This window comes from Streptomyces sp. SCSIO ZS0520, from assembly GCF_025643355.1.
GTDB classification, from domain to species: domain Bacteria; phylum Actinomycetota; class Actinomycetes; order Streptomycetales; family Streptomycetaceae; genus Streptomyces; species Streptomyces physcomitrii.
This window is the reverse complement of the sequence record NZ_CP092644.1, coordinates 2,256,133-2,277,640: the sequence shown is the minus strand read 5'-3', so window position 1 is coordinate 2,277,640 and position 21,508 is coordinate 2,256,133. Positions and strand designations below refer to the sequence as shown.

Sequence of the window (21,508 nt, the reverse complement as noted above, 5' to 3'; positions counted from 1 at the left end):
TGAGGTCGCGGTAGCCGCGGTACGGGCGTCGGGCGGAGCGTTGTGGTATAGACCAATACCAATCTAGCAGAGGGGCCCGGCGCCGGACAGCCTCCGGATCGCGGGCCGCCGCCGCGGACCGGGCGGGGCACCCCTTGCACGGATCAAAGAGCCGTACCACCCCTATTTCCGGCGCGGGAGCGCTAGAGTTGCGGCGGAGCGCGCGCCTCCGGGTGCCGCGCGCGGCGGTCGTACGGAGCCGAGGTCCGGGTCCACCCCGGGAGCGGCTGCCGGGGACCGCCGGAGAGAAAACGACAAACAGCTGCAGACCCGTGGACAGCGCCTAGTGGTCTAGTCCACAATGCTCAGGTAAAGTCTCCGTCCTTCCCGCACAGAAGGACGGATGGGGAACCGGTCTCTCTGCCCTGACTGCCCGGCTCCTCATTCGGCCCGGACCGCACATCCGCGCGCCGATGCAACTCCGGGCTGCGGTGCCGGGAGGGCTGAGGGTCCCTCTCAGGCGCCGCGGCCCGCGGGTGTCTCCGGGGCCCGTACGGCGACTGCTCCACCGCCACCTGCGGGTACCCTCCCTCTGTGCCCTCCTTGAACGACCTCGTACGCCAGCACTCCTCGCTCGACGGCGCCGACCTCGAGTGGCTGCATCTGCTGGTCTCGGAGTGGCAGCTGTTGTCCGACCTCTCCTTCGCCGACCTGGTGCTGTGGATCCCCACCCGGGACGGCACCCGCTTCGTCTCCGTCGCGCAGATGCGGCCCAACACCGGCCCCACCTCGTACCAGGACGACATGGTCGGCCACCTGGTGCCGCGCGGCCGGCGGCCGATGCTGGACGCCGCCCTGGACGAGGGCCGCATCGTGCGCGAGGGCGACCCGGAGTGGCGCGAGGAGGTCCCGGTACGGGTCGAGTCGATCCCGGTGCGCCGGGAGGGCCGGGTGCTCGGCGTGATCGCCCGCAACACCAACCTCCTCACCGTGCGCACCCCCTCCCGGCTCGAACTGACCTATCTGCAGAGCGCCTCCGACCTCGCGCAGATGATCGCCGCAGGATCGTTCCCCTTCCCGGGCCAGCAGGTCGACATGGACGCCGCGCCCCGGGTCGGCGACGGACTGATCCGCCTGGACGCGGACGGCTACGTCCAGTACGCCTCCCCGAACGCCCTCTCCGCCTACCACCGGCTCGGCCTCGCCGCCGACCTGGTCGGGCACCATCTCGGCACCACCTCCGCCGAGTTGGCGCCCTCGCGCGGCCCGGTGGACGAGGCCCTGTCCAAGGTGGCCAGCGGCTGGGCGCCGCGCGAGTTCGAGATCGAGGGGGACGAGGGCGTCATCCAGCTGCGCGCCATCCCGCTCAAGCCCAAGGGCCCCCGGATCGGCTCCCTCGTACTGCTGCGCGATGTCACCGAACTGCGCCGCCGCGAACGGGAGTTGATCACCAAGGACGCCACCATCCGGGAGATCCACCACCGGGTGAAGAACAACCTCCAGACCGTGGCCGCGCTGCTGCGGCTCCAGTCCCGGCGGATGGACTCCGCGCAGGGCCGGGAGGCGCTGAACGAGGCGGTGCGCCGGGTGGGCTCCATCGCCATCGTCCACGAGACCCTCTCGCAGAACCTCGACGAGCGGGTGGAGTTCGACGACATCGCCGACCGGGTGCTCGCGATGGTGGCCGAGATCGCCCCCGGCAAGGTCACCGGCCGCCGCACCGGGCGCTTCGGCATCCTGGACGCCGAGGTGGCCACCCCGCTCTCCATGGTGCTCACCGAGATCCTGCAGAACGCCCTGGAGCACGGCTACGGCCCCGGCGAGCAGGGCACCGTGGAGGTCTCCGCGGTCCGCAGCGCCCCCGTGCCCGCCACCGAGTCCCCGGGCGGCCGGAGCCCGGCCCGCCTCCTGGTGACCGTGCAGGACGACGGGGTGGGCCTGCCCGAGGGCTTCGACCCGCACAGCGCGGGCAACCTCGGCCTGCAGATCGTCCGCACCCTGGTGGAGGGCGAACTCGGCGGCTCCTTCGACATGGTGAAGGCACCCGGGCGGGGAACGCGGGTCATCCTCGACATCCCCGTTCCCGCCACCAAGTAGCGGGTGAGCGGGACCACTTTCCCATTCCTCTGCCCCAGCGCGGGATTGGCCGCTCCCGGTACCGAACACCATTTCCCCGTACGGGAGTTGCACGGAATACACAGAGACGTTCACAGAAAGTGCACGAGGGTTCGGGGAATTCACCCGGGCCGAAGGGATCGGCGGAGGCGCCGGGCCGGCCGGAGCGGGATCGGACACCCGGCCGCCGGGTGAACGCGTACAGAGATCCGGGCCGGTCTTCTCCCTTACGGGGGACGGCAGTTGACGGGGCCGGACCGCCGGGCGGGGTGCGCGGCGGGGGAGTGCGTACACGACAGCGAGCCCCGGACCAGATCTGGTCCGGGGCTCGCTGTGCCTAGTGCTCTACGGCATCGCCGGGCGATTGCCAAAGGGCGCATCGGAGGTTCTGCGCGCTGCGACTCGGGGGCGGATGAGGCGTACTCGCTGTACGCGTCGCCTGGCCCGGGCTCGTAGGGGCGTGGGCGTCAGGCGCTGGCCTGGCGCGCCCGGTTGCGGGCGGCGCGACGCTTCATTGCGCGGCGCTCGTCCTCGCTGAGGCCACCCCAGACGCCGGAGTCCTGGCCGGACTCGAGCGCCCACTGCAGACACTGCTCCACAACCGGGCAGCGACGGCAGACGGCCTTGGCTTCCTCGATCTGCAGCAGCGCAGGACCGGTGTTGCCGATGGGGAAGAACAGCTCGGGGTCTTCCTCGCGGCAAACGGCGTTGTGACGCCAGTCCATGGCTGCTACCTCTCTTGGTATTACGTGCGGGTTGCTTGTGAATGTGAACGCTTTCACGAATCCCTCGACAAGGGAAGGGCCGACCGCCGGATGAACCGGTGGGGTCCTGTGTTTTGAGGAGGGGTTCCGGCTCTCTGTGGGGCCGATGTTGCGGGCCGTCCCGAGCGCCATGTAGAGATTCGCAAACCTCGGCGGCGGATACAACCCCTTCCGGAAAGTTTTTTTTGATTCCTCGGTGTCGGCTCAGTCACAGCCGTACTTCTATGGGGTGGATCCTGGCCTAAACGTTCGACTGAAAGGAGTTTGGTCTCTTCCAGTCACACAATCACACGCAGTGCACGGCGTACGCCTGTGAACGTCACGCTGGTTCGCAGCCCCAGGTGGTCTCCGTCCATCTGAAGGGGCAGCGGTACCTTCGAATGCAAGGTGAAGGCCGTCAGATCGTGGGCCGAGACGACCTGCTTGCCGTGCGGCCCGCGCTCGGGGGACGAAGTGAGCAATTGCGTGGCAAGGCGGGTCACGCCCACGGTGGAGAGTCTGCGCAGGCCGAGGACGTCCAGGGCGTCGTCGAAGGAGGCCCCGGGCAGCGCGTAGACGGGGCGGTTGCCCAGGAAGGTCCAGGGCGAGGTGTTGCAGACGATGGACATCGCCAGGTCCGCCACCGGCTCCTCGCCGGGCCGCTCCAGGGTGATGGTGCCGTTGCGGCGGTGCTCGTCGTCGAAGAACTGCCGCAACGCCTGGCGGAGATAGAGCGCGTGGGTCGACTTCCGGCCGCGCTCGCGCTGCTGCTCGACCCGGCCGATGACCCCCGCGTCGAAGCCGAGGCCCGCGCAGAAGGTGAACCAGCGCGCCGGGACCGACTCGTCGGCGGTGCCGGGCGTACCGGAGGCGAGGCCGAGTCCGACCGTGCGCTCGCTCCCCTCGCGCAGGGCCTGGAGCAGCGCACCCGTGGACTCGACCGCGTCGTTGGGCAGGCCGAGCGCCCGCGCGAAGACGTTGGTGGAACCGCCGGGCACCACCGCGAGCCGGGGCAGCCGCTCCGGGTCGGGGCCCTCGTGGAGCAGTCCGTTGACGACCTCGTTGACGGTGCCGTCGCCGCCGAGCGCGACCACCAGGTCGACCTCACCGCTCTCGGCCGCCTGCCGCCCGAGATCCCAGGCGTGGCCGCGGTACTCGGTGGTGACGGCGTCGAGCTTCATCTCGCTCGCCAGCGCGTGGATGAGGACGTCACGGGTGCGCGCACTCGTGGTGGTGGCTGCCGGGTTGGCGACGAGAAGGGCACGCATGTCATGCAGCGTACCTACTCGGGGGTACCCGCTCTGCACCGAGGTGGGGCCCCGGGGAGGGCCGCGGTTACCCTGCTGGGGTGAGCAAGAAGCCGAAACCCGCCGCCCGCCCCGCCGCGAAACCCGCCGCCGCGCCGGCCGCGAAGCGCACGCGGCAGGAGCGGAGCGCGCCGGGCCCGAAGGCCACCGCCAAGGCGGCACAGGGCCCGAAGAGCACGGCGAGGAGCACCGCGGAGGCGACGGCCGCGAAGGACGCGTCGGCCGCGAAGAGCACCGTGCCCGCGGCGCGGGCCGCGGACACCCCGGCCGGGAGCGCGGCGGACACCGAGGCCGAGGGACCCCGCCCCGGCCGCCTGACCGCCGCCGCCGTGCTCGCCGCCCTGGAGGGGCTCGCGCTCCTCGTCGGCGGCGTCTATCTGCTCGTACGCGGACTGACCGGCGACCCCGAGGACCGCTCCCAGGCGGCCACCGGCGGCGTCACCCTGATCGTGCTCGCCCTGCTGCCGCTGATCGCGGCCCGGGGGCTGCTGCGGCGGCGCAGCTGGAGCCGGGGCCCGGCGATCATCACCCAGATCATGGCGCTGCCGGTGGCCTGGACGCTGCTCCAGGCGGACAGCGCGACGATCCCCGGCGGTATCGCGCTCGCGGTGGCCGCGGTCGCTGTGCTCGTGCTGCTCGTCCACGCCGACACCACCCGCGCCCTCGGCATCCGTGGCCCCGGCCAGGCCCCCGAGGGCGAGGCCGGGGACGGGAAGCGCGACGGCGACTGAGCCCACCGGACACGACTCGGCCCGGGTTCCCGCGATGCGGGGCCCGGGCCGAAACGGTTGCGCAGCGCGCCGCGCGGCTACTCCTCGACGAGGAGCTTCTCCCGCAGTTGCGCGAGGGTGCGGGCGAGCAGCCGGGAGACGTGCATCTGCGAGATGCCGACCTCCTGGGCGATCTGCGACTGGGTCATGTTGCCGAAGAACCGCAGCAGCAGGATGCGCTTCTCGCGGGGCGGCAGGTCCTCCAGGAGCGGCTTGAGGGACTCGCGGTACTCGACGCCCTCCAGGGCCTCGTCCTCCGCGCCGAGGGTGTCCGCCACCGCGGGCGACTCGTCGTCGGTGTCGGGCACGTCCAGGGAGAGCGTCGAATAGGCGTTGGCCGATTCGAGCCCCTCCAGGACCTCCTCCTCGGAGATGGCGAGCTTCTCCGCCAGCTCGTGCACGGTGGGGGAGCGGCCGTGCATCTGGGACAGCTCCGCGGTGGCCGTGGTCAGCGAGAGCCGCAGCTCCTGGAGCCGCCTCGGGACGCGTACCGCCCAGCCCTTGTCGCGGAAGTGCCGCTTGATCTCGCCGACCACCGTCGGGGTCGCGTAGGTGGAGAACTCCACCCCGCGCTCCGGGTCGAAGCGGTCCACGGACTTGATCAGGCCGATGGTGGCGACCTGGGTCAGATCGTCGAGCGGCTCGCCGCGGTTGCGGAAGCGGCGGGCGAGATGCTCCACCAGCGGCAGGTGCATGCGCACCAGGCGGTTGCGCAGTTCCGCGTACTCGGGGGTGGTGTCGGAGAGCGTGCGCAGCTCTATGAACAGATCCCGCGCACCGCTGCGGTCGTGCGGATCGTGCGCCGTCCGGCCCTGCCGGGGCGACCGGCCGCCGTGCCGCTCGTGCTCGTTCATGCTTCCCGCCCTTTCCCGGCCGTCGCCGGGAGGCGCCCCCGTCGCCTTGCCGGGGGCCGACCCGCCCGTGCCGCCCTGTCCCTCCCGCAGCTCCCCGGTCGCCTCCGGGGAGTGGCCCTCCGGGTGCGGCCGGGCCTGCTGCTCGGGGATGCCGCGCGGACCGCGCCGCGTCCCGCCGCGGCCCTCGGTCCCGTCCTGGCCGCCGTGGCCGCCCGCGGGCTGCCCTCGTGTGCCGTGCTCGTCGTCGCGCACAGGCCCGTCCCCGTTCCTCACGCCGGTGCGACTCCCGCGCCGCGCTGTTTGTAGAGGCTGATCGAAACGGTGTTGTCCTCCGCCACCGAGGAGTCGACCTTGCCCGCCAGTGCCGAGAGCACGGTCCAGGCGAAGGTGTCCCGCTCCGGGGCCCGTCCGTCGGTGGTCGGCGCGGAGACGGTGACTTCGAGCGAGTCGTCCACGAGCCGGAAGACGCAGCTGAGGACCGAACCCTCCACGGCCTGCTGGAGCAGGATCGCGCAGGCCTCGTCCACGGCGATACGCAGGTCCTCGATCTCGTCGAGGGTGAAGTCCAAACGCGCTGCGAGGCCGGCGGTCGCCGTCCGCAGCACCGACAGGTAGGCACCCTCAGCCGGCAGCCGGACTTCGACGAAGTCCTGGGTCGCGGGCTCGCCTGCGATCTGGGACACCCTCACCTCCAAGGTGGTACAAGATCATCCGGGGACCGGGAGTCTCCTCCCGGCTGATGCGATACGTGGTGCAGCGGTGACGCTATCGCGATCCCGACTGCTCTGTCCCGCGGACCCCGGCCCGTTCTGTCACTCATGGTAAGTCAATGAGTACACACAGTGGCTAGGGGTGTGCGGGGCCAAATACGAAGCGCATGCGCCGGATTGACGTACCCACACCACGGCGCGGTGAATCTTCACGCGCCCCCACAAGGTGCTTCCCGCCGCTTCAGACGAGGACGTTGTCCGTAAAGCACCAGCGCCAGTCCTCGCCCTCCTCGAAGCTGCGCATCACCGGGTGGCCGCTCTCGCGGGCGTGCGCGGAGGCGTGCCGCAGCGGTGAGGAGTCGCAGCAGCCGATGTGCCCGCAGGACAGGCACTTGCGCAGCTGGACCGGGTGGGTGCCCGCCTCGGCGCACTCCCGGCAGGTTTCGCCCAGCGCCTCGGGTTCGGGGTGCGGCAGCGCGTCGATGTGCGAGCACTCGTTCATGATGTCCACCGTACGACGCCCCGCCGAGAGGAGCCGGTCAACAGCCATGGACGCCCTGCCAGTCCTCTTCCTGGTCGCGGGCAGCGCGGCGGTGGCCGGGGCCGCCCGCCGCACCCGCGTCTCCGCGCCGCTGGTGCTCGTCGCGGCCGGGCTCGCCGTCTCGTACCTGCCCGGCGTCCCGGAGTACACCCTCGACCCCGAGGTGATCCTGCCGCTGGTGCTGCCGCCGCTGCTGTACACGGCGGCGAGCGACAGCTCCTATCTCGACCTGCGGGCCCAACTGCGGCCGGTGGCCCTGCTCTCGGTCGGCTACGTGCTCTTCGCGACGCTGGTCGTGGGCTGGGCCGCCTACCTCCTCGTCCCGGATCTGCCGCTCACCGCGGCGCTGGTCCTCGGCGCCGTGGTGGCACCGCCGGACGCGGTCGCCGCGACCGCGGTCGCCCGCCGGGCCGGGCTGCCCTCGCGGATCACCACGATCCTCCAGGGCGAGTCGCTGGTGAACGACGCCACCGCGATCACCGCCTTCAAGGTCGCCCTCGCCGCGGCGGTCGGCGAGGGGGCCAGCTGGGCCGGCGGCATCGGCGAGTTCCTGCTCGCCGCGGTCGGCGGCGTCGGGATCGGGCTGCTCCTGATGGTCCCGCTGCACTGGCTGCGCACCCGGCTGACCGAGGCCCTGCTGCAGAACACCCTCTCGCTGCTCATCCCCTTCGTGGCCTACGCGGTCGCCGAGCGGGTGCACGCCTCGGGGGTGCTCGCGGTGGTCGTCGTCGCCCTCTACCTCGGCCACCGCGCCTGGCAGGTCGACTTCGCGACCCGGCTCCAGGAGGCCGCGGTCTGGAAGATGGTCGCCTTCATCCTGGAGTCCTCCGTCTTCGCCCTCATCGGCCTCCAACTCCCGGTCGTACTCGAGGACTTGGGGGCGTACGGGGCCGGGGAGGCCCTCTGGTACGCGCTCGCGCTCTTCCTGGTGGTCGTGGCGGCGCGCTTCGTCTGGGTCTATCCGGCGGCCTATCTGCCGCGCCTGTCCCGGCGGGTGCGGGACCGCGAGGAGGACCCCACCCCGCAGGGCGCCTTCGTGATCGCCTGGGCCGGGATGCGCGGCGTGGTCTCGCTCGCCATCGCCTTCTCCGTCCCGCTGACCCTGGACGACGGCGAGGACTTCCCGGCCCGCAATCTGGTGCTCTTCCTCACCTTCACCACCGTCATCGGCACCCTGGTCGTCCAGGGCCTGAGCCTGCCCGCGCTGATCCGGCTGCTGCGACTGCCCGGCCGGGACCGGCGCCAGGAGACCCTGGCCGAGGCGCAGGCCCAGGCCCAGGCGTCCAGGGCGGCGGAGCAGCGGCTGGACGCCCTCCTCGCGGACGAGCGCAACCAGCTGCCCGCCCCGCTCGCCGAGCGCCTGCGCACCGTCCTGGAGCGCCGCCGCAACGCCGTCTGGGAGCGGCTCGGCGCCGTGAACCCGGTGACCGGCGAGAGCGCGGACGAGACCTACCGGCGCCTGGCCCGCGCCATGATCGAGTCCGAGCGGGAGGTCTTCGTGAAGCTGCGCGACGGCCGCTACATCGACGACGAGATGCTGCGCACCCTGCTGCGGCGCCTGGACCTGGAGGAGGCGGCGGCCTACCGGGAGGCCGAGGACTAGGACTAGGCCTAGGGCGAGGGCGAGGCTTAGGAGGTCGCTCCTGGCGGGGGCGCGTTCGGCGGACGGCCGGTGATCACCGCCGCGAGGGTGGTGCCCGGGGCGAAGGCGCCCTCCTCGGTCAGCGCCAGGAGTCCGTAGAGCATCTTGGCGACATAGAGAGGTTCCACCGGCAGGGCGTGCCGGGCGCCGAAGTCCTCGGCGAAGGACAGGAGTTCGGGCGGGGTGCGCGCGTAGCCGCCGAAGTGGAAGCGGTCGTCGAGGGTCCAGCTCCCCCGGCGGCCCCCGAAGGCGGACCGCTGGAGTGTCTCGATCTCGCCCTCCAGGAAGCCGCCGCCGACCACCGGGATGCCCAGCGCGCGCTGCCCCGGGGCCAGTCCCGCGGCGAGGCCCGCGAGGGTGCCGCCGGTCCCGCAGGCCACCGCCACCACCTCGGCCGCGCCCGCCAGTTCGGCGCCGAGGTCCCGGCAGCCGCGTACCGCGAGCGCGTTGCTGCCGCCCTCCGGGACGAGGTAGGAGCCCTCGCCGCCGGTCTCGCGCAGGATGCGGGCGAGCGTCTCCGGTTCGGTCTTGTGCCGATACGTCGCCCTGTCGACGAAGTGCAGCCGCATCCCGTCGGCCGCGCAGGCCCGCAGCGTGTCGTTGAGCGGGCGCCCGGCGAGTTCGTGGCCCCGTACCACCCCGGTGGTGGCGAGGCCGAGCAGCCGTCCCGCGGTGGCGGTGGCGCGCAGATGGTGGGAGTAGGCGCCGCCGAAGGTGAGCAAGGGGCGACCGGCCGCGGCCCGCAGATTGGGGGCGAGTTTGCGCCACTTATTGCCCACGAGCGCGGGGTGGACCAGGTCGTCCCGCTTGAGCAGCAGCCGTACGCCGTGCCGGGCGAAGCGCTCGTCCTCCGCGGCCACCAGCGGGGAGGGGAGCCGGGGGCGCGGGGCGGTGTCGAGGGGGAGCACCCGCCCATTGTCGCGCCGGGGGCGCGGGGGCGGCGCGCGGGCCCGGCGGCCGGGGCGCGGACCGCGGGGCGGCTGGGCGGCGGCCGCACTGTTGCGGAACGGAAACCCATGATGCCCGTGTCGCGGTTGATTCAATCCCGCTCTTTTGTGTAATGGCGCCGGTACGTTCCGTGGTGGAAGGGTTGCCCCTGCAGGTCAGCGCATGATCGGGAGGGCAATTTACATGTCGGTAGGCGAAGAGCTCCGCGCGGAACAGACCAAGCCGCAGCAGAGTCTCGGTACATCGGCCGCGCGGAATCTGGCCACCACCACGAAGTCCGCGCCGCAGATGCAGGAGATCAGCTCACGCTGGCTGCTGCACACGCTGCCGTGGGTGAACGTGCAGGGCGGTACGTATCGCGTGAACCGGCGACTGAGTTATTCGGTCGGCGACGGCCGGGTGACCTTTGTGAAGACCGCGGACCGGGTGGAGGTCGTCCCCGCGGAACTGGGCGAACTCCCGCTGCTGCGGGGCTTCGAGGACCAGGAGGTGCTGGAGAGGCTCGCGCAGCGCTGCCAGCAGCGCGAGTTCGCGGCGGGGGAGGTCCTCTCCTCGTTCGGCAGCCCGGCCGACGAGGTCTTCCTCCTCGCGCACGGCAGGGTCGAGAAGGTCGGCACCGGTCCCTACGGCGACGACGCGGTCCTCGGCGTCCTCGCCGACGGCGCCTACTTCGGCGACCACGCCCTGCTCGACCCGGACGCCATCTGGGAGTACACGGCCAGGGCGGCCACCGCGTGCACCGTGCTCACGCTGCCGCGCCGGGACCTCGAACAGGTCGCCGAGCGGGCGGAGTCGCTGCGCACCCACCTCCAGCAGCTGCGCTCCATTCCGGCGCAGCGCACCAACAAGTACGGCGAGAAGCAGATCGACCTCTCCGCGGGCCACACCGGGGAGGCGGAGCTGCCGGGCACCTTCGTCGACTACGAGGCCGCGCCCCGCGAGTACGAACTGAGCGTCGCGCAGACCGTCCTGCGGATCCACACCAGGGTGGCCGACCTCTACAACCAGCCCATGAACCAGACGGAGCAGCAGCTGCGGCTGACCGTCGAGGCCCTGAAGGAGCGCCAGGAGCACGAGCTGATCAACAACCGCGAGTTCGGGCTGCTCAACAACTGCGAGTACGAGCAGCGGCTCCAGCCGCACGACGGCGCGCCCACCCCGGACGACATGGACGAGCTGCTGAGCCGCCGGCGCGGTTCCAAGCTCTTCCTCGCGCATCCGCGGGCCATCGCCGCCTTCGGCCGCGAGTGCAACAAGCGGGGCCTGGTGCCCGAGACCGTCGACATGGGAGGGAGCCGGATCCCCACCTGGCGCGGGGTGCCGATCTTCCCGTGCAACAAGATCCCGGTGAGCGAGGCCCGGACCACCTCGATCATCTGCATGCGTACCGGCGAGGCCGAGCAGGGCGTGGTCGGCCTCCAGCAGTCGGGCATCCCGGACGAGATCGAGCCCAGCCTGTCGGTGCGCTTCATGGGCATCAACGAGTCCGCGGTCATGTCCTACCTGGTGACGGCCTACTACTCGGCGGCCGTCCTGGTGCCGGACGCCCTCGGCGTCCTGGAGAACGTCGAGATCGGCCGCTGGTAGCAGCGGGTCTCCGCCGCCCGGTGCCGCCTCCCGCCCCGCGGGGCGCGGGCGCGGCACCGGGCGCCGCCCGCCCGCACCCCCGGCCGCCGGCCCCAACCGGCCGCCGGGGCAGGGAAGTCGAGCAGCGAGTGAGAGGGCCCATGACCAAGGCCGTACGAGCCCAGAGCCAGAACCAGCAGGGGCCGTGGCCCACCGGGCAGCCCCGGCGCTTCGGGCGGCGCGGCGGGAAGGACGACCGGGACGCCGCCCCGCCGGGCATCCCGCAACCGGCCCGGCCCCCCGACGAACAGATCCCCCCGGGCCGCGGCCCCGCCCGCCACGAGGCGCCCGGCGAGCCCCAGGACGCCGCGGTGATCCTGGAGCGCGCCCGCCGGGGCGTCGACCCGGGGCTGCGCCGGGCGGTGGACGCCCTGCCGGGGGCGATGTGCCGTATCGCCCGGTACCACTTCGGCTGGGAGCACGCCGACGGCACCCCGGCGGCGGGCAACGCGGGCAAGGCGGTGCGTCCGGCGCTGGTGCTCACCGCCGCCGAGGCGCTGCGGGCACCGCGGGGTGCCGCCCTGCGACCGGCCGTGGCCGTGGAGTTGACGCACAACTTCACGCTGCTCCACGACGATGTGATGGACCGCGACCGCACCCGCAGGCACCGGGCCACCGCCTGGACGGTCTTCGGCGACGCGGACGCCATCCTCGCCGGGGACGCCCTCCAGGCCCAGGCCCAGCTGCTGCTGACCGAGGACCGGCATCCGGCCGCGGCGGCCGCCGCGGCGCGGCTCGCGGCCTGTGTGGTCGAACTCTGCGAGGGCCAGCACCTCGACACCGCCCTGGAGAGCCGCCCGCCGCGCGAGGTGAGCCTGACCGAGTGCCTGGAGATGGCGGAGTCCAAGACCGGGGCGCTGCTCGGCTGCTCCTGCGCCCTCGGCGCGCTCTACGCGGGCGCGGACGGTGAAGTCGTCGAGGCGCTGGACGAGTTCGGGCGGGAGGCGGGCCTCGCCTTCCAGCTGATCGACGATGTGATCGGCATCTGGGGCGATCCGCGCCGCACCGGCAAGCCCGCCGGGGCCGACCTCCTGGTGCGCAAGAAGTCGCTGCCGGTCGTCGCCGCGCTCACCTCGGGCACCCCTGCCGCCGAGGAGCTCGCGGAGCTGTACGCCCGCCCGCCCGAACGCGCCGACCTGGAGCGGACCGCCGCGGCGGTGGAGCGCGCGGGCGGCCGGGACTGGGCACAGCAGCAGGCCGCCGAGCACATGTCGCGGGCGGTGAGCCATCTGTCCCGCGCCATCCCCGACCCCGTCGCCGCGGGCGGCCTGCTCGCCCTCGCGGAGTTCGTGACCCGGCGTACCTCCTGAGGGGCGGCCCGCAGCGCGGACGGCCGGAGCGGTGAACTGCGCCCGCCCCCGGCGGAGTTGAGGTAGGGCGACCAGCCGATCCGGAAGAAGGAGCACACGGCGAGAGGAAGGAGGAGCCGGAGAGGAACTGGAGAGGAGCGGACAGGAACAGGAGCCGTACGCGAGGAAGGGCGGGCGCCCCCGTTGCCCCCGGTGGCGCCCGCCCTTCAGCCGTCCGTCCCTCAGCCGCCCGCCCCTCAGCGGTCCGTCACGAGCGGGGTGAGCAGCCGATGCGAACCCACCGGCCGCTCCCTCGGCGCCGGACCCACCGCCCGGACCTGGACCCTGACCGGCACCCTGCTCGGCCTCGCCGCGCTGCTGCTGACCCTCCGGAGCCGGAGCCGGAGCCGATGCTCGACCTCGCGCTGCTGCGCCGCCCCGGCTTCCTGGTCTCCTGCGGCGGCGCCCTCTTCACCGGGCTGTCCGCCGTCGGCCTGATGAGCTGTCCGGTCACGGTGCTCCGGCGGTCTTTCGGGCAGTCCCCGACCGAGGCCGGGGCGGTGGGACCGTACCGCCGAGACCCGCGGTGAACGCGCCGCCCAAGGCGCCGAGTCGAGCACATCCGTACGCCGGTGAACACGGGCGGCCCCGGCCGCGTACCCCCTGCGAACCGGTCACCTCCGCGCAGGCGCGTCCCTCCGCGGCGGGGATCACTTAGGCTGCGGACGCGCGGAAGGGCGCGGTCCGCGACGGCGGAGTCGAGTGGGAGGGCGGGGCGGCATGGGTGTGGCGATCCGGAGGGCGCGGGAGGCCGACAGAGCGGCCGTGACCCGGCTCCTCGACGAGGCCTTCCAAAACGACCCGGTGAGCAGCTGGGTCTTCCCCGGCCAGGAGGCACGGCGCGCGAAGCACCCCCTGCTCATGGGGGCCTTCCTCCAGGTGGCGCTGAGCGAGGGCTATGTCGACCTGACGGAGGACGGATCGGCCGCCGCGCTCTGGCTGTCCGTACCCGCGGGCGCGCACGAGAGCGAGGAGGACGGGCCCGCGCTGATGCGGCAGGCGGTCGACCCGGAGAACGAGCGGGTCGAGCTGGTGGGCCGCCACACCGAGGCCGTCCACCCGAGCGACCGCGCCCACGAGTACCTGATGCTGATAGCGGTCGCCCCGGACCGCCAGGGCGAGGGACTGGGCACCGCCCTGATCCAGCATGTCTTCGAGCGCTGCGACCGCGAGGGACTGCCCGCCTATCTGGAGGCCAGCAGCGCCCGCAGCCGCGGACTCTACGAACGCCTCGGCTTCGCCTTCCTGGGCCGCACCGTCGACCTGCCCGAGGGCCCGCACATGTGGCCCATGTGGCGCGAGCCGCGCGGCAGCACGGCACCCCTGGAGCCTTAGGGGTCCCGCTGGTGCGGGGTCCGCTCCCCGATGCCGGGCGGCGGGCGCGGACCTATCCTGGGGTCATGGTCGGCAGAGGCAGCAGTGCCGCCGGTGACCCACGGGAGCAGCAGGTCTGCCCCGATTGCGGGGACCCGGTGGAGACCGCCCTGCACCGCCGCAAGACCCTCGGCGCCTATGTGCCGGTCTGGGGGCCGGGGCCCTGCCGCAATCCCGAGTGCCGCGCCTATGCGGACCCCGAGGCGCCCGCGGAGGAACCCCCGAAGTACCACCGCCCGCACCGGACCCAGGCCCGGGAACACCCCGACCCCGGAGCCCACCGCCCCGGCTCCCGCGGCCCGAAGCCCCCTCCCGCGGAGGGTTCCGGCACCGCCGCGGGAGGCGCCGAGGGGAGGCCGCGCGGCCAGGACCCGGAGGCCCCGGCACCCTGAGCACCGGGCGTACGGCACCCGCCCCGCCTGCCCGCCGAGGGCGACCGGGGGCGGCATTCTGGCGACGCAGAGGACGCGGCACCCTCCGGAATCCGGTCCGCCGGAAATTTCCGCGAGAAAGTCGCCGAGGGCTGTCGAGGAACCGGGACCGGCTCCGACGTCCCCTGTGAGAGCCGCCCGGAAGGGGCGGACCGGACGAAGGAGCGAATCATGAAGTACCTGGTGATGGTCCGGGGTACGCAGGCGGACTACGAGGCCATGGCGGGCAAGGGTTCCGCCGCGAGCCCGGAGTGGAACGAGGAGCAGGTGCAGGAGATGTTCGCCTTCATGGGCCGGCTCAACGACGAGCTGGCCGAGTCCGGCGAACTCGTCGACGCCCAGGGCCTGACCGAGCCCGCCCGCGCCCGCACCGTGGGCAAGGACGAGAACGGCGAGCTGGTGGTGACCGACGGGCCGTACGGCGAGACGAAGGAGGTGCTCGCCGGGTACTGGGTCCTGGACTGCGCGAGCTACGAGCGGGTGACCGAGATCGCGGCCCGGGTCCTCGACTGCCCCCAGCCGGAGGGCGCCCCCAACCCGCCGGTGCACATCAGGCCGATCGACTCCGGCCCCGACGACAGTGCCGCCTGAGCGGTACGCGAGGGATGCCGCGGCGCGGGGAGACGCCGCGGTACCCGCCGCCGAACCGGAGACTCCCGCACCTGGAACTGGCGGGCCCGGCACACCCGTACCGGGGAACCCCGAGCCCGGAACGCCCGGACCGGCGGCTTCCGCGCCGGGAGCTGCCGCACCCGGGACGCCCGCCTCCGGAACTCCCGCCCCCGCCAATGAAGTCGAGGCCGCCCGGCAGTCCGCCGCGCAGGCCGGGCCGGGGCGGCGGGCCGCGGCGGAGCCCGGTACCGAGGAGCTGCTCCGGCGGCACGCGCCGCAGGTGCTCGGCGCGCTGGTGCGGCGGTACGGGCACTTCGACTCGGCCGAGGACGCGGTGCAGGAGGCGCTGCTCGCGGCGGCGGGGCAGTGGCCGTCGCAGGGGGTGCCGGAGAATCCGCGGGGCTGGTTGATCCGGGTGGCCTCGCGTCGCCTTGTCGACATGCTGCGGGCCGAGCAGTCGCGGCGGCTGCGCGAGGAGCGGGCGGCGGCCCTCACCCCGCGCGAGGAGTTCACCGCGCCCGAGCCGGGGCTGAGCCGGGTGGCCGCCGAGGACGACACCCTCACCCTGCTCTTCCTGTGCTGCCACCCGGAGTTGCCCCCGCCCGCGCAGATCGCGCTCACCCTGCGCGCGGTCGGCGGACTGAGCACCGCCGAGATCGCCCGGGCGATGCTGGTGCCCGAGGCCACCGTGGCCCAGCGGATCAGCAGGGCGAAGAAGCGGCTCCGCGGCCAGCGCTTCCGGCGCCCGGACCGCTGGCGGCTGCGGCTGCCCGCCGTACTGAAGATCCTCTACCTGATCTTCAACGAGGGGTACACGGCCTCCTCCGGCGCGGGACTGCAACGCGCCGAACTCGCGGGGGAGGCGATCCGGCTGACCCGTACCGTGCACCGGCTGCTGCCCGAGGACGGCGAGGTGGCCGGTCTGCTCGCCCTGATGCTGCTCACCGACGCGCGCCGGGCCGCGCGCAGCGGCCCCGGCGGCGAACTGATCCCGCTGGACGAGCAGGACCGCGGCAGCTGGGACCGCCCCGCGATCGACGAGGGTGTCGCCCTGGTCACCGAGGCGCTCTCGCGGCGCCACCCGGGCCCGTACCAGCTGCGCGCCGCCATCGCCGCGCTGCACGACGAGGCGCCGGGCCCCGAGGAGACGGACTGGCGGGAGATCCTGGAGCTGTACGAGATCCTGGTGCTGATGGTGCCGGGTCCGATGGAGCGCCTGAACCGGGCGGTCGCGGTGGCCAAGGTGCACGGTCCGCGGGCCGGGCTCGCCGAAGTCGAGGCGCTGGCGGGGGAGTTGGCGGGCAGCCACCGGCCGGACGCGGTACGGGCGCATCTGCTCGAAGAGGCCGGCGACTGGCGGGAGGCCTGCGCGGCCTACGAGCGCGCGGCCGGCATCACCCTGAGCCTGCCGGAGAAGCGCTACCTCCACACCCGCGCCCGCCGCCTGCGCGAGGCCCACGGACCGCCCGGGGCCGAGGCACCCGCGCCGCACACGAACCCCGCGGCCGCCGAGCCGCGCGCCACCGCCGAACCGCGCGCCACCGACCCGCCGCCGGGCGCCTGAGCTCCACTCCCGTGCGCCTGAGCACCGCACCCGGGGTACCTGAGCCCCGCACTCGGGGTACCTGAGACCCGCACTCGGCTTGCCCGAGCCCCCCACCCGTGACCCCTGAGCACCGCCCCCCGCCCACCTGAGATCCGCCCTGCCCCGCCCCCCTGTCCGCCCCGCGGCGACTAGCCCGACGGGGTTGCGTTCCCCCGCGCCCGGGCCCCTCCTTCGGTGCGTCCCCGGGTGCGGGGGCCCGGGGGCTGAACGATGTCTCCGTTCCCCGTGGGGTCCGCGCGGGGGAGGGAGCGAGGAGAGCGGCGCATGGCTGACCTGTACATCGACGGCGAGTGGGTTCCGGCAGCGGCGGGCGGCCGACGGGATGTGGTGAATCCTTTCGACGCCTCGGTCGTCCGGTCCGTGGACGAGGCGGACGCCGCCGACGTCGACCGGGCGGTGCGGGCCGCCGCGCGCGCCTTCCGCGAGGAGGACTGGGCCAGGGCCCCGGTCCGGCGCCGGGCCGATGTGCTGTTCCGGGTGAGCGAGCTGCTGCGGCGGGACGTGGAGGACATCGCCCGTACCGAGACGCTCGACACCGGCAAGACGCTCACCGAGGCGAGGATCGACGTCGAGGACGTGGCCGCGGCCTTCCGGTACTTCGCCGAGATCGCGGGCAAGGACGGCGGCCGGGTGGTCGACGTCGGCCCCGGGGTGCTGAGCCGGGTCGTCTACGAGCCGATCGGTGTCTGCGCGCTCATCGCCCCCTGGAACTACCCGCTCCTGCAAGCCTCCTGGAAGGTGGCACCGGCGCTCGCGGCGGGCAACACCTTCGTCCTCAAGCCGAGCGAGACCACCCCGCTGAGCACCCTCGCCCTGATCCGCCTGATCGAGGAGGCCGGGGCCCCGCGCGGGGTCGCCAACCTGGTCCTCGGCTCCGGGGCCACCGCCGGCGCCGCGATGACCGCCCACCCGGACGTGGACCTGGTCTCCTTCACCGGCGGCCTGGCCACCGGGCGGCGGATCATGGCGAGCGCCGCGGAGGGCGTGAAGAACATCGCCCTGGAACTCGGCGGCAAGAACCCGAACCTGGTCTTCGCGGACGCCGACTTCGACGCCGCCCTCGGCTTCGCCCTGGACGCCTCCTTCCTGCACTCGGGCCAGGTCTGCTCGGCCGGTTCCCGGCTGCTCGTCCAGGACACCCTGCACGACCGCTTCGTCGAGGCGCTCGCCGAACGGGCCGCCGCGATCCGGCTCGGCGACGGCCTGGACCCGGCCACCGAGAGCGGGCCGCTCAGCTCCGCCGAGCACCGGGACAAGGTGGAGGCCTACTTCGCGATCGCCCGCGAGGACGGGGCGCGCCTGGTCACCGGCGGCCGCCGCCCGGACGACCCGGCGCTGGCCCGCGGCTTCTTCCTGCAGCCCACCGTCTACGCGGACTGCGAGCGCTCGATGCGGATCGTGCAGGAGGAGGTCTTCGGCCCGGTGGTGACCGTCGAGCGCTTCCACGACGAGGACGAGGCGGTCGCACTGGCCAACGACACCCGGTACGGACTCGCGGGCGGCGTGTGGACCAGCGAGGCCAGCCGCGCCCAGCGGGTCGCGAACCGGCTGCGGCACGGCACGGTCTGGATCAACGACTTCCACCCGTACCTCCCGCAGGCCGAGTGGGGCGGCTTCGGCCGCTCGGGGGTGGGCCGCGAGCTGGGCCCGACCGGGCTGCGCGAGTACCAGGAGGCCAAGCACATCTACCAGAACCTCCACCCGGCGCCCTCCGGCTGGTTCAAGGGCTGAGCGCCGCCGGGCCGCGGACAGGCCGCCACCGGGCAGGGGCCGGCAGGCGCGGAGAACAGCAGAGCCGACGCGAGGGAGCAGACGCGCGATGAGTGAGCAGCAGACAAGCGGAAGCAGTGAGCCCGCCTACGACTACGTCATCGTCGGCGGCGGCACGGCGGGCTGTGTGCTCGCGGCCCGGCTGACCGAGGACCCCGGGGTGCGCGTCTGCGTGGTCGAGGGCGGCCCCAGCGACGTCGGCGACGACCGCATCCTGAAGCTGCGCAACTGGATCAACCTGCTGGGCTCGGAGTTCGACTACGGCTACACCACCGTCGAGCAGCCGCGCGGCAACTCGCACATCCTGCACTCCCGGGCCCGGGTCCTCGGCGGCTGCTCCTCGCACAACACCCTGATCAGCTTCCTGCCGCTGCCCGAGGACCTGGACGAGTGGGTGGCCGCGGGCTGCGAGGGCTGGGACCCGGAGACGATCCTGCCGTACCGGGACCGGCTGCAGAACACCATCGTCCCCGTCGCCGAGCAGGACCGGAACCCGATCGCCCGGGACTTCGTCACCGCGGCCGCCGCCGCGCTCGGCGTCCCGGTGGTCGAGGACTTCAACGCCCGCCCCTTCGCCGAGGGCGCGGGCTTCTTCTCGCTCGCCTACGAACCGGAGGGCAATCAGCGCTCCTCGGCCTCGGTGGCCTACCTCCACCCGGTGCTCGACCGCCCCAATCTGACCCTGCGCCTGGAGACCTGGGCGTACGAACTGCTCCCGGACGAGGCGGGGCGGCTGACCCGGGTGCGGGTCCGGGGCGCGGACGGCACCGAGGCGGTGCTGCGGGCGGAGCGCGAGATGCTGCTGTGCGCGGGCGCCGTGGACACCCCCCGGCTGCTCATGCTCTCCGGCATCGGCCCCGCCGAGCAGCTGCGCGAACGGGGCATCGCGGTACGGGCGGACCTGCCGGGCGTCGGCGAGAACCTGCTCGACCACCCGGAGTCGGTGATCGTCTGGGAGACCGCGGGGCCGCTGCCGCCGAACTCCGCGATGGACTCCGACGCCGGGCTCTTCCTGCGCCGCGACACCAGCGGGCCCCGGCCCGACCTGATGTTCCACTTCTACCAGGTGCCCTTCACCGTCAACACCGAGCGCCTCGGCTACCCGCCGGTGGAGCACGGGGTGTGCATGACGCCGAACGTGCCGCGGGCCCGCTCGGTCGGCCGGATGTGGCTGCGCAGCGCGGACCCGGCCGAGAAACCGGCCCTGGACTTCCGGTACTTCACCGATCCCGGCGGCCACGACGAACGCACCCTGGTGGAGGGGCTGAAGATCGCCCGCGAGGTCGCCGCCACCGCCCCGCTGCGCGACTGGCTGGTCCGCGAGGTGGCCCCGGGCCCCGAGGTGCGCACCGACGCCGAACTCTCCGCGTACGGGCGCAACGCGGCGCACACCGTCTACCACCCCGCGGGCACCTGCCGGATGGGCGCGGCCGACGATCCGATGGCGGTGCTCGACCCGCAGTTGCGGGTGCGCGGCCAGGAGGGGCTGCGGGTGGTCGACGCCTCGCTCTTCCCGACCATGCCCACCGTCAACCCGATGGTGACCGTGCTGCTCGCCGCCGAACGCGCCGCCGACCTCATCCGGGGCGCCCAGGCGGACGCCCGCCCGGGCGGTGAGCGCTGATGGCCGGGGCGAGCCCGGCCGCGGGGGCGCCGCGCCCGGACGCGCAGGGCTCGGAGTTCCGCAAGGACATGGGCCCCTGGGCCAACTTCGCCCTCGGCTTCACCTACCTCTCGCCGGTGGTGAGCACGTACACCCTCTTCGGCACCGCGCTCGCCGACGGCGGGCCGCCGATGATCTGGGCCTTCGTCCTCGCGGGCGCCGGGCAGTTCCTGGTGGCGCTGGTCTTCGGCGAGATCGTCGCGCAGTACCCGATCGCGGGCGGGGTCTACCCCTGGGCGCGCAGGCTGTGGGGCAAGCGCTGGGCGTGGATGACCGGCTGGGTCTACATGTGGGCGCTGCTCGTGACCATCACCTCGGTCGCCTACGGCGCCGGGCCCTATATCGCCATCCTCTTCGGCTTCGACCCGACCGTGCACACCACGGTGCTGTGCACGGTGGTGCTCATCGTGGTGGCCGTCCTGATCAACTACGCCGGGACCCGGGTCCTCTCCTGGGCCGCCGTCATCGGCTTCGGCGCCGAGCTGATCGGCGCCCTGGTCGTCGGCATCTACCTGCTCTCCACCCACCGCCACCACAACCTCGGCGTCCTCTTCGACACCTACGACACCCAGGGCGACGGCTCCTATCTGCCGGTCTTCCTGGGCGCGGCGATCATCGGCTTCTACCAGTACTACGGCTTCGAGGCCTGCGGGGACACCGCGGAGGAGGTCGCCCACCCGGGCAAGGTCATCCCCAAGGCGATGCGCCGCACCATCTACGTCGGCGGCGCCGCGGCCACCTTCACCTGCCTGACGCTGCTGCTCTCGGTCGTCGACTACCAGGCCGTCATCTCCGGCGAGGACGCCGACCCGGTGGTCAAGGTGCTCTACGACGCGATGGGCGAGACCGGCGCGCGCCTGGTGATGGCCGTGGTGCTGATCTCCTTCCTCTCCTGCACGGTCAGCCTCCAGGCCGCGGCGGGGCGGCTGATCTACTCCTACGGCCGGGACGGGATGATCGTCGGACACCGGTTCCTGCGGAAGTTCGCGCACGCCCGCGCCGTCCCGGGCTACGCCCTCCTGGTCTCGGCGGTCGTCCCGGCCGCCATCGCCTTCGGCTCGCTCATCTCGACCGACGCCCTCACCAAGATCGTCTCCTTCGCGATCCTCGGCATCTACGCCGCCTTCCAGATGGTCGTCCTCGCCGCGCTGCGCGCCCGCCTCAAGGGCTGGCGCCCGGCCGGGGAGTTCACCCTCGGCCGCTGGGGACTCCTGGTGAACGCGGGCGCGCTGGCCTACGGCATCTTCGCCATCGTCAACATCTGCTGGGCGCGCACCCCCGAAGTGGCCTGGTACGACAACTACATCGTGCTCCTGTGCGGGGCGGTGGTCTTCGGCGCCGGGCTGCTCTACATGTTCACCACCCACCACTACGGGCGCAGCGACGCCCCGGCCGGGGTCGCGATCCCGGCGCCCGAGGAGCGGGCCGGGCGCGAGGGCCCGGGCAGCACCGGCTGACCGGCGGCGGG

At 73.3% G+C, this 21,508-nt stretch carries 19 protein-coding genes; 13 read left to right on the top strand and 6 right to left on the bottom strand.

Annotation, left to right across the window (positions count from 1 at the left end; translation table 11 throughout):
• The first annotated feature begins 573 nt into the window (after positions 1–573).
• Positions 574–2,076, top strand: a complete 1,503-nt coding sequence (locus MID12_RS08335) for a sensor histidine kinase (RefSeq protein ID WP_040248490.1) — start codon at positions 574–576, stop codon at positions 2,074–2,076.
• A 485-nt stretch (positions 2,077–2,561) separates the two neighbouring features.
• Here the strand turns inward: MID12_RS08335 and MID12_RS08330 are convergent, their stop codons facing one another.
• Together MID12_RS08330 and MID12_RS08325 are read right to left on the bottom strand one after the other, a co-directional pair.
• The gene (locus MID12_RS08330; protein ID WP_040248489.1) at positions 2,562–2,819 is read right to left on the bottom strand and encodes a WhiB family transcriptional regulator; all 258 of its coding nucleotides are present in this window, start codon (positions 2,817–2,819) and stop codon (positions 2,562–2,564) included.
• A gap of 317 nt (positions 2,820–3,136) precedes the next feature.
• Positions 3,137–4,105 (bottom strand): diacylglycerol/lipid kinase family protein, encoded by a 969-nt coding sequence (locus MID12_RS08325; protein ID WP_263165732.1) that lies wholly within the window; start codon positions 4,103–4,105, stop codon positions 3,137–3,139.
• Positions 4,106–4,380: 275 nt separating this feature from the next.
• On the opposite strand from MID12_RS08325, the gene MID12_RS08320 reads away from it, so the two are divergent.
• Entirely contained in the window at positions 4,381–4,875 is a 495-nt protein-coding gene (locus tag MID12_RS08320) for a hypothetical protein (RefSeq protein WP_263172982.1), read from the top strand.
• A 77-nt stretch (positions 4,876–4,952) separates the two neighbouring features.
• On the opposite strand, the gene MID12_RS08315 is transcribed toward MID12_RS08320, so the two are convergent.
• The 3 genes from MID12_RS08315 to MID12_RS08305 all read right to left on the bottom strand — a co-directional run bounded on the left by MID12_RS08315 (position 4,953) and on the right by MID12_RS08305 (position 6,980).
• Positions 4,953–6,020: an RNA polymerase sigma factor SigF gene (locus MID12_RS08315; protein WP_397914521.1), complete on the bottom strand. Its 1,068-nt coding sequence runs from the start codon at positions 6,018–6,020 to the stop codon at positions 4,953–4,955.
• 17 nt (positions 6,021–6,037) lie between these two features.
• Complete coding sequence (locus tag MID12_RS08310) at positions 6,038–6,451, bottom strand: anti-sigma regulatory factor (protein ID WP_040256602.1); 414 nt, start codon at positions 6,449–6,451, stop codon at positions 6,038–6,040.
• 268 nt (positions 6,452–6,719) lie between these two features.
• Positions 6,720–6,980, bottom strand: coding sequence for a UBP-type zinc finger domain-containing protein (locus MID12_RS08305; protein ID WP_040248483.1), 261 nt, complete (start codon positions 6,978–6,980; stop codon positions 6,720–6,722).
• A gap of 46 nt (positions 6,981–7,026) precedes the next feature.
• Here MID12_RS08305 and MID12_RS08300 point away from each other — a divergent pair, with 46 nt between their 5' ends.
• Entirely contained in the window at positions 7,027–8,622 is a 1,596-nt protein-coding gene (locus tag MID12_RS08300; protein ID WP_263165729.1) for a Na+/H+ antiporter, read from the top strand.
• A 26-nt stretch (positions 8,623–8,648) separates the two neighbouring features.
• Here MID12_RS08300 and MID12_RS08295 read toward each other — a convergent pair whose 3' ends face one another.
• Positions 8,649–9,569, bottom strand: a complete 921-nt coding sequence (locus MID12_RS08295) for a 1-aminocyclopropane-1-carboxylate deaminase/D-cysteine desulfhydrase (protein WP_263165727.1) — start codon at positions 9,567–9,569, stop codon at positions 8,649–8,651.
• A 223-nt stretch (positions 9,570–9,792) separates the two neighbouring features.
• Between MID12_RS08295 and MID12_RS08290 the strand changes: the two genes are divergently transcribed.
• From MID12_RS08290 to MID12_RS08245, 10 genes are all read left to right on the top strand, one after another.
• Positions 9,793–11,196 (top strand): family 2B encapsulin nanocompartment shell protein, encoded by a 1,404-nt coding sequence (locus tag MID12_RS08290; RefSeq protein WP_040248477.1) that lies wholly within the window; start codon positions 9,793–9,795, stop codon positions 11,194–11,196.
• 140 nt (positions 11,197–11,336) lie between these two features.
• Complete coding sequence (locus tag MID12_RS08285) at positions 11,337–12,545, top strand: family 2 encapsulin nanocompartment cargo protein polyprenyl transferase (protein ID WP_263165724.1); 1,209 nt, start codon at positions 11,337–11,339, stop codon at positions 12,543–12,545.
• Positions 12,546–12,934: 389 nt separating this feature from the next.
• The gene (locus MID12_RS08280; protein WP_263165722.1) at positions 12,935–13,114 is read left to right on the top strand and encodes a hypothetical protein; all 180 of its coding nucleotides are present in this window, start codon (positions 12,935–12,937) and stop codon (positions 13,112–13,114) included.
• A gap of 190 nt (positions 13,115–13,304) precedes the next feature.
• The gene (locus MID12_RS08275) at positions 13,305–13,919 is read left to right on the top strand and encodes a GNAT family N-acetyltransferase (RefSeq protein ID WP_263165720.1); all 615 of its coding nucleotides are present in this window, start codon (positions 13,305–13,307) and stop codon (positions 13,917–13,919) included.
• A gap of 65 nt (positions 13,920–13,984) precedes the next feature.
• The gene (locus MID12_RS08270) at positions 13,985–14,350 is read left to right on the top strand and encodes a hypothetical protein (protein WP_263165719.1); all 366 of its coding nucleotides are present in this window, start codon (positions 13,985–13,987) and stop codon (positions 14,348–14,350) included.
• Between the two features lie 210 nt (positions 14,351–14,560).
• A complete protein-coding gene (locus tag MID12_RS08265) occupies positions 14,561–14,980 on the top strand; it encodes a YciI family protein (protein WP_263165717.1) in 420 nt (139 codons plus the stop codon).
• A 301-nt stretch (positions 14,981–15,281) separates the two neighbouring features.
• Positions 15,282–16,565 (top strand): RNA polymerase sigma factor, encoded by a 1,284-nt coding sequence (locus MID12_RS08260; RefSeq protein ID WP_411576923.1) that lies wholly within the window; start codon positions 15,282–15,284, stop codon positions 16,563–16,565.
• Between the two features lie 306 nt (positions 16,566–16,871).
• Positions 16,872–18,338: an aldehyde dehydrogenase family protein gene (locus MID12_RS08255; RefSeq protein ID WP_040248467.1), complete on the top strand. Its 1,467-nt coding sequence runs from the start codon at positions 16,872–16,874 to the stop codon at positions 18,336–18,338.
• 88 nt (positions 18,339–18,426) lie between these two features.
• Positions 18,427–20,001 carry a GMC family oxidoreductase gene (locus tag MID12_RS08250; protein WP_263165714.1) on the top strand — a complete coding sequence of 525 codons (1,575 nt, stop codon included), beginning with the start codon at positions 18,427–18,429 and terminating at the stop codon, positions 19,999–20,001.
• The gene (locus MID12_RS08245) at positions 20,001–21,497 is read left to right on the top strand and encodes an APC family permease (RefSeq protein ID WP_263165712.1); all 1,497 of its coding nucleotides are present in this window, start codon (positions 20,001–20,003) and stop codon (positions 21,495–21,497) included. Before MID12_RS08250 ends, MID12_RS08245 begins: the two co-directional genes overlap by 1 nt.
• The last annotated feature ends 11 nt before the right edge of the window (positions 21,498–21,508 follow it).

Bases quoted from the DNA above. Each gene is read 5' to 3' on its own strand.
- MID12_RS08245 (WP_263165712.1), top strand. From the start codon at position 20,001: ATGGCCGGGGCGAGCCCGGCCGCGGGGGCGCCGCGCCCGGACGCGCAG.
- MID12_RS08250 (WP_263165714.1), top strand. From the start codon at position 18,427: ATGAGTGAGCAGCAGACAAGCGGAAGCAGTGAGCCCGCCTACGACTAC.
- MID12_RS08300 (WP_263165729.1), top strand. From the start codon at position 7,027: ATGGACGCCCTGCCAGTCCTCTTCCTGGTCGCGGGCAGCGCGGCGGTG.
- MID12_RS08290 (WP_040248477.1), top strand. From the start codon at position 9,793: ATGTCGGTAGGCGAAGAGCTCCGCGCGGAACAGACCAAGCCGCAGCAG.
- MID12_RS08280 (WP_263165722.1), top strand. From the start codon at position 12,935: ATGCTCGACCTCGCGCTGCTGCGCCGCCCCGGCTTCCTGGTCTCCTGC.
- MID12_RS08305 (WP_040248483.1), bottom strand. From the start codon at position 6,980: ATGAACGAGTGCTCGCACATCGACGCGCTGCCGCACCCCGAACCCGAG.
- MID12_RS08330 (WP_040248489.1), bottom strand. From the start codon at position 2,819: ATGGACTGGCGTCACAACGCCGTTTGCCGCGAGGAAGACCCCGAGCTG.
- MID12_RS08255 (WP_040248467.1), top strand. From the start codon at position 16,872: ATGGCTGACCTGTACATCGACGGCGAGTGGGTTCCGGCAGCGGCGGGC.
- MID12_RS08275 (WP_263165720.1), top strand. From the start codon at position 13,305: ATGGGTGTGGCGATCCGGAGGGCGCGGGAGGCCGACAGAGCGGCCGTG.
- MID12_RS08285 (WP_263165724.1), top strand. From the start codon at position 11,337: ATGACCAAGGCCGTACGAGCCCAGAGCCAGAACCAGCAGGGGCCGTGG.
- MID12_RS08265 (WP_263165717.1), top strand. From the start codon at position 14,561: ATGAAGTACCTGGTGATGGTCCGGGGTACGCAGGCGGACTACGAGGCC.
- MID12_RS08325 (WP_263165732.1), bottom strand. From the start codon at position 4,105: ATGCGTGCCCTTCTCGTCGCCAACCCGGCAGCCACCACCACGAGTGCG.
- MID12_RS08270 (WP_263165719.1), top strand. From the start codon at position 13,985: ATGGTCGGCAGAGGCAGCAGTGCCGCCGGTGACCCACGGGAGCAGCAG.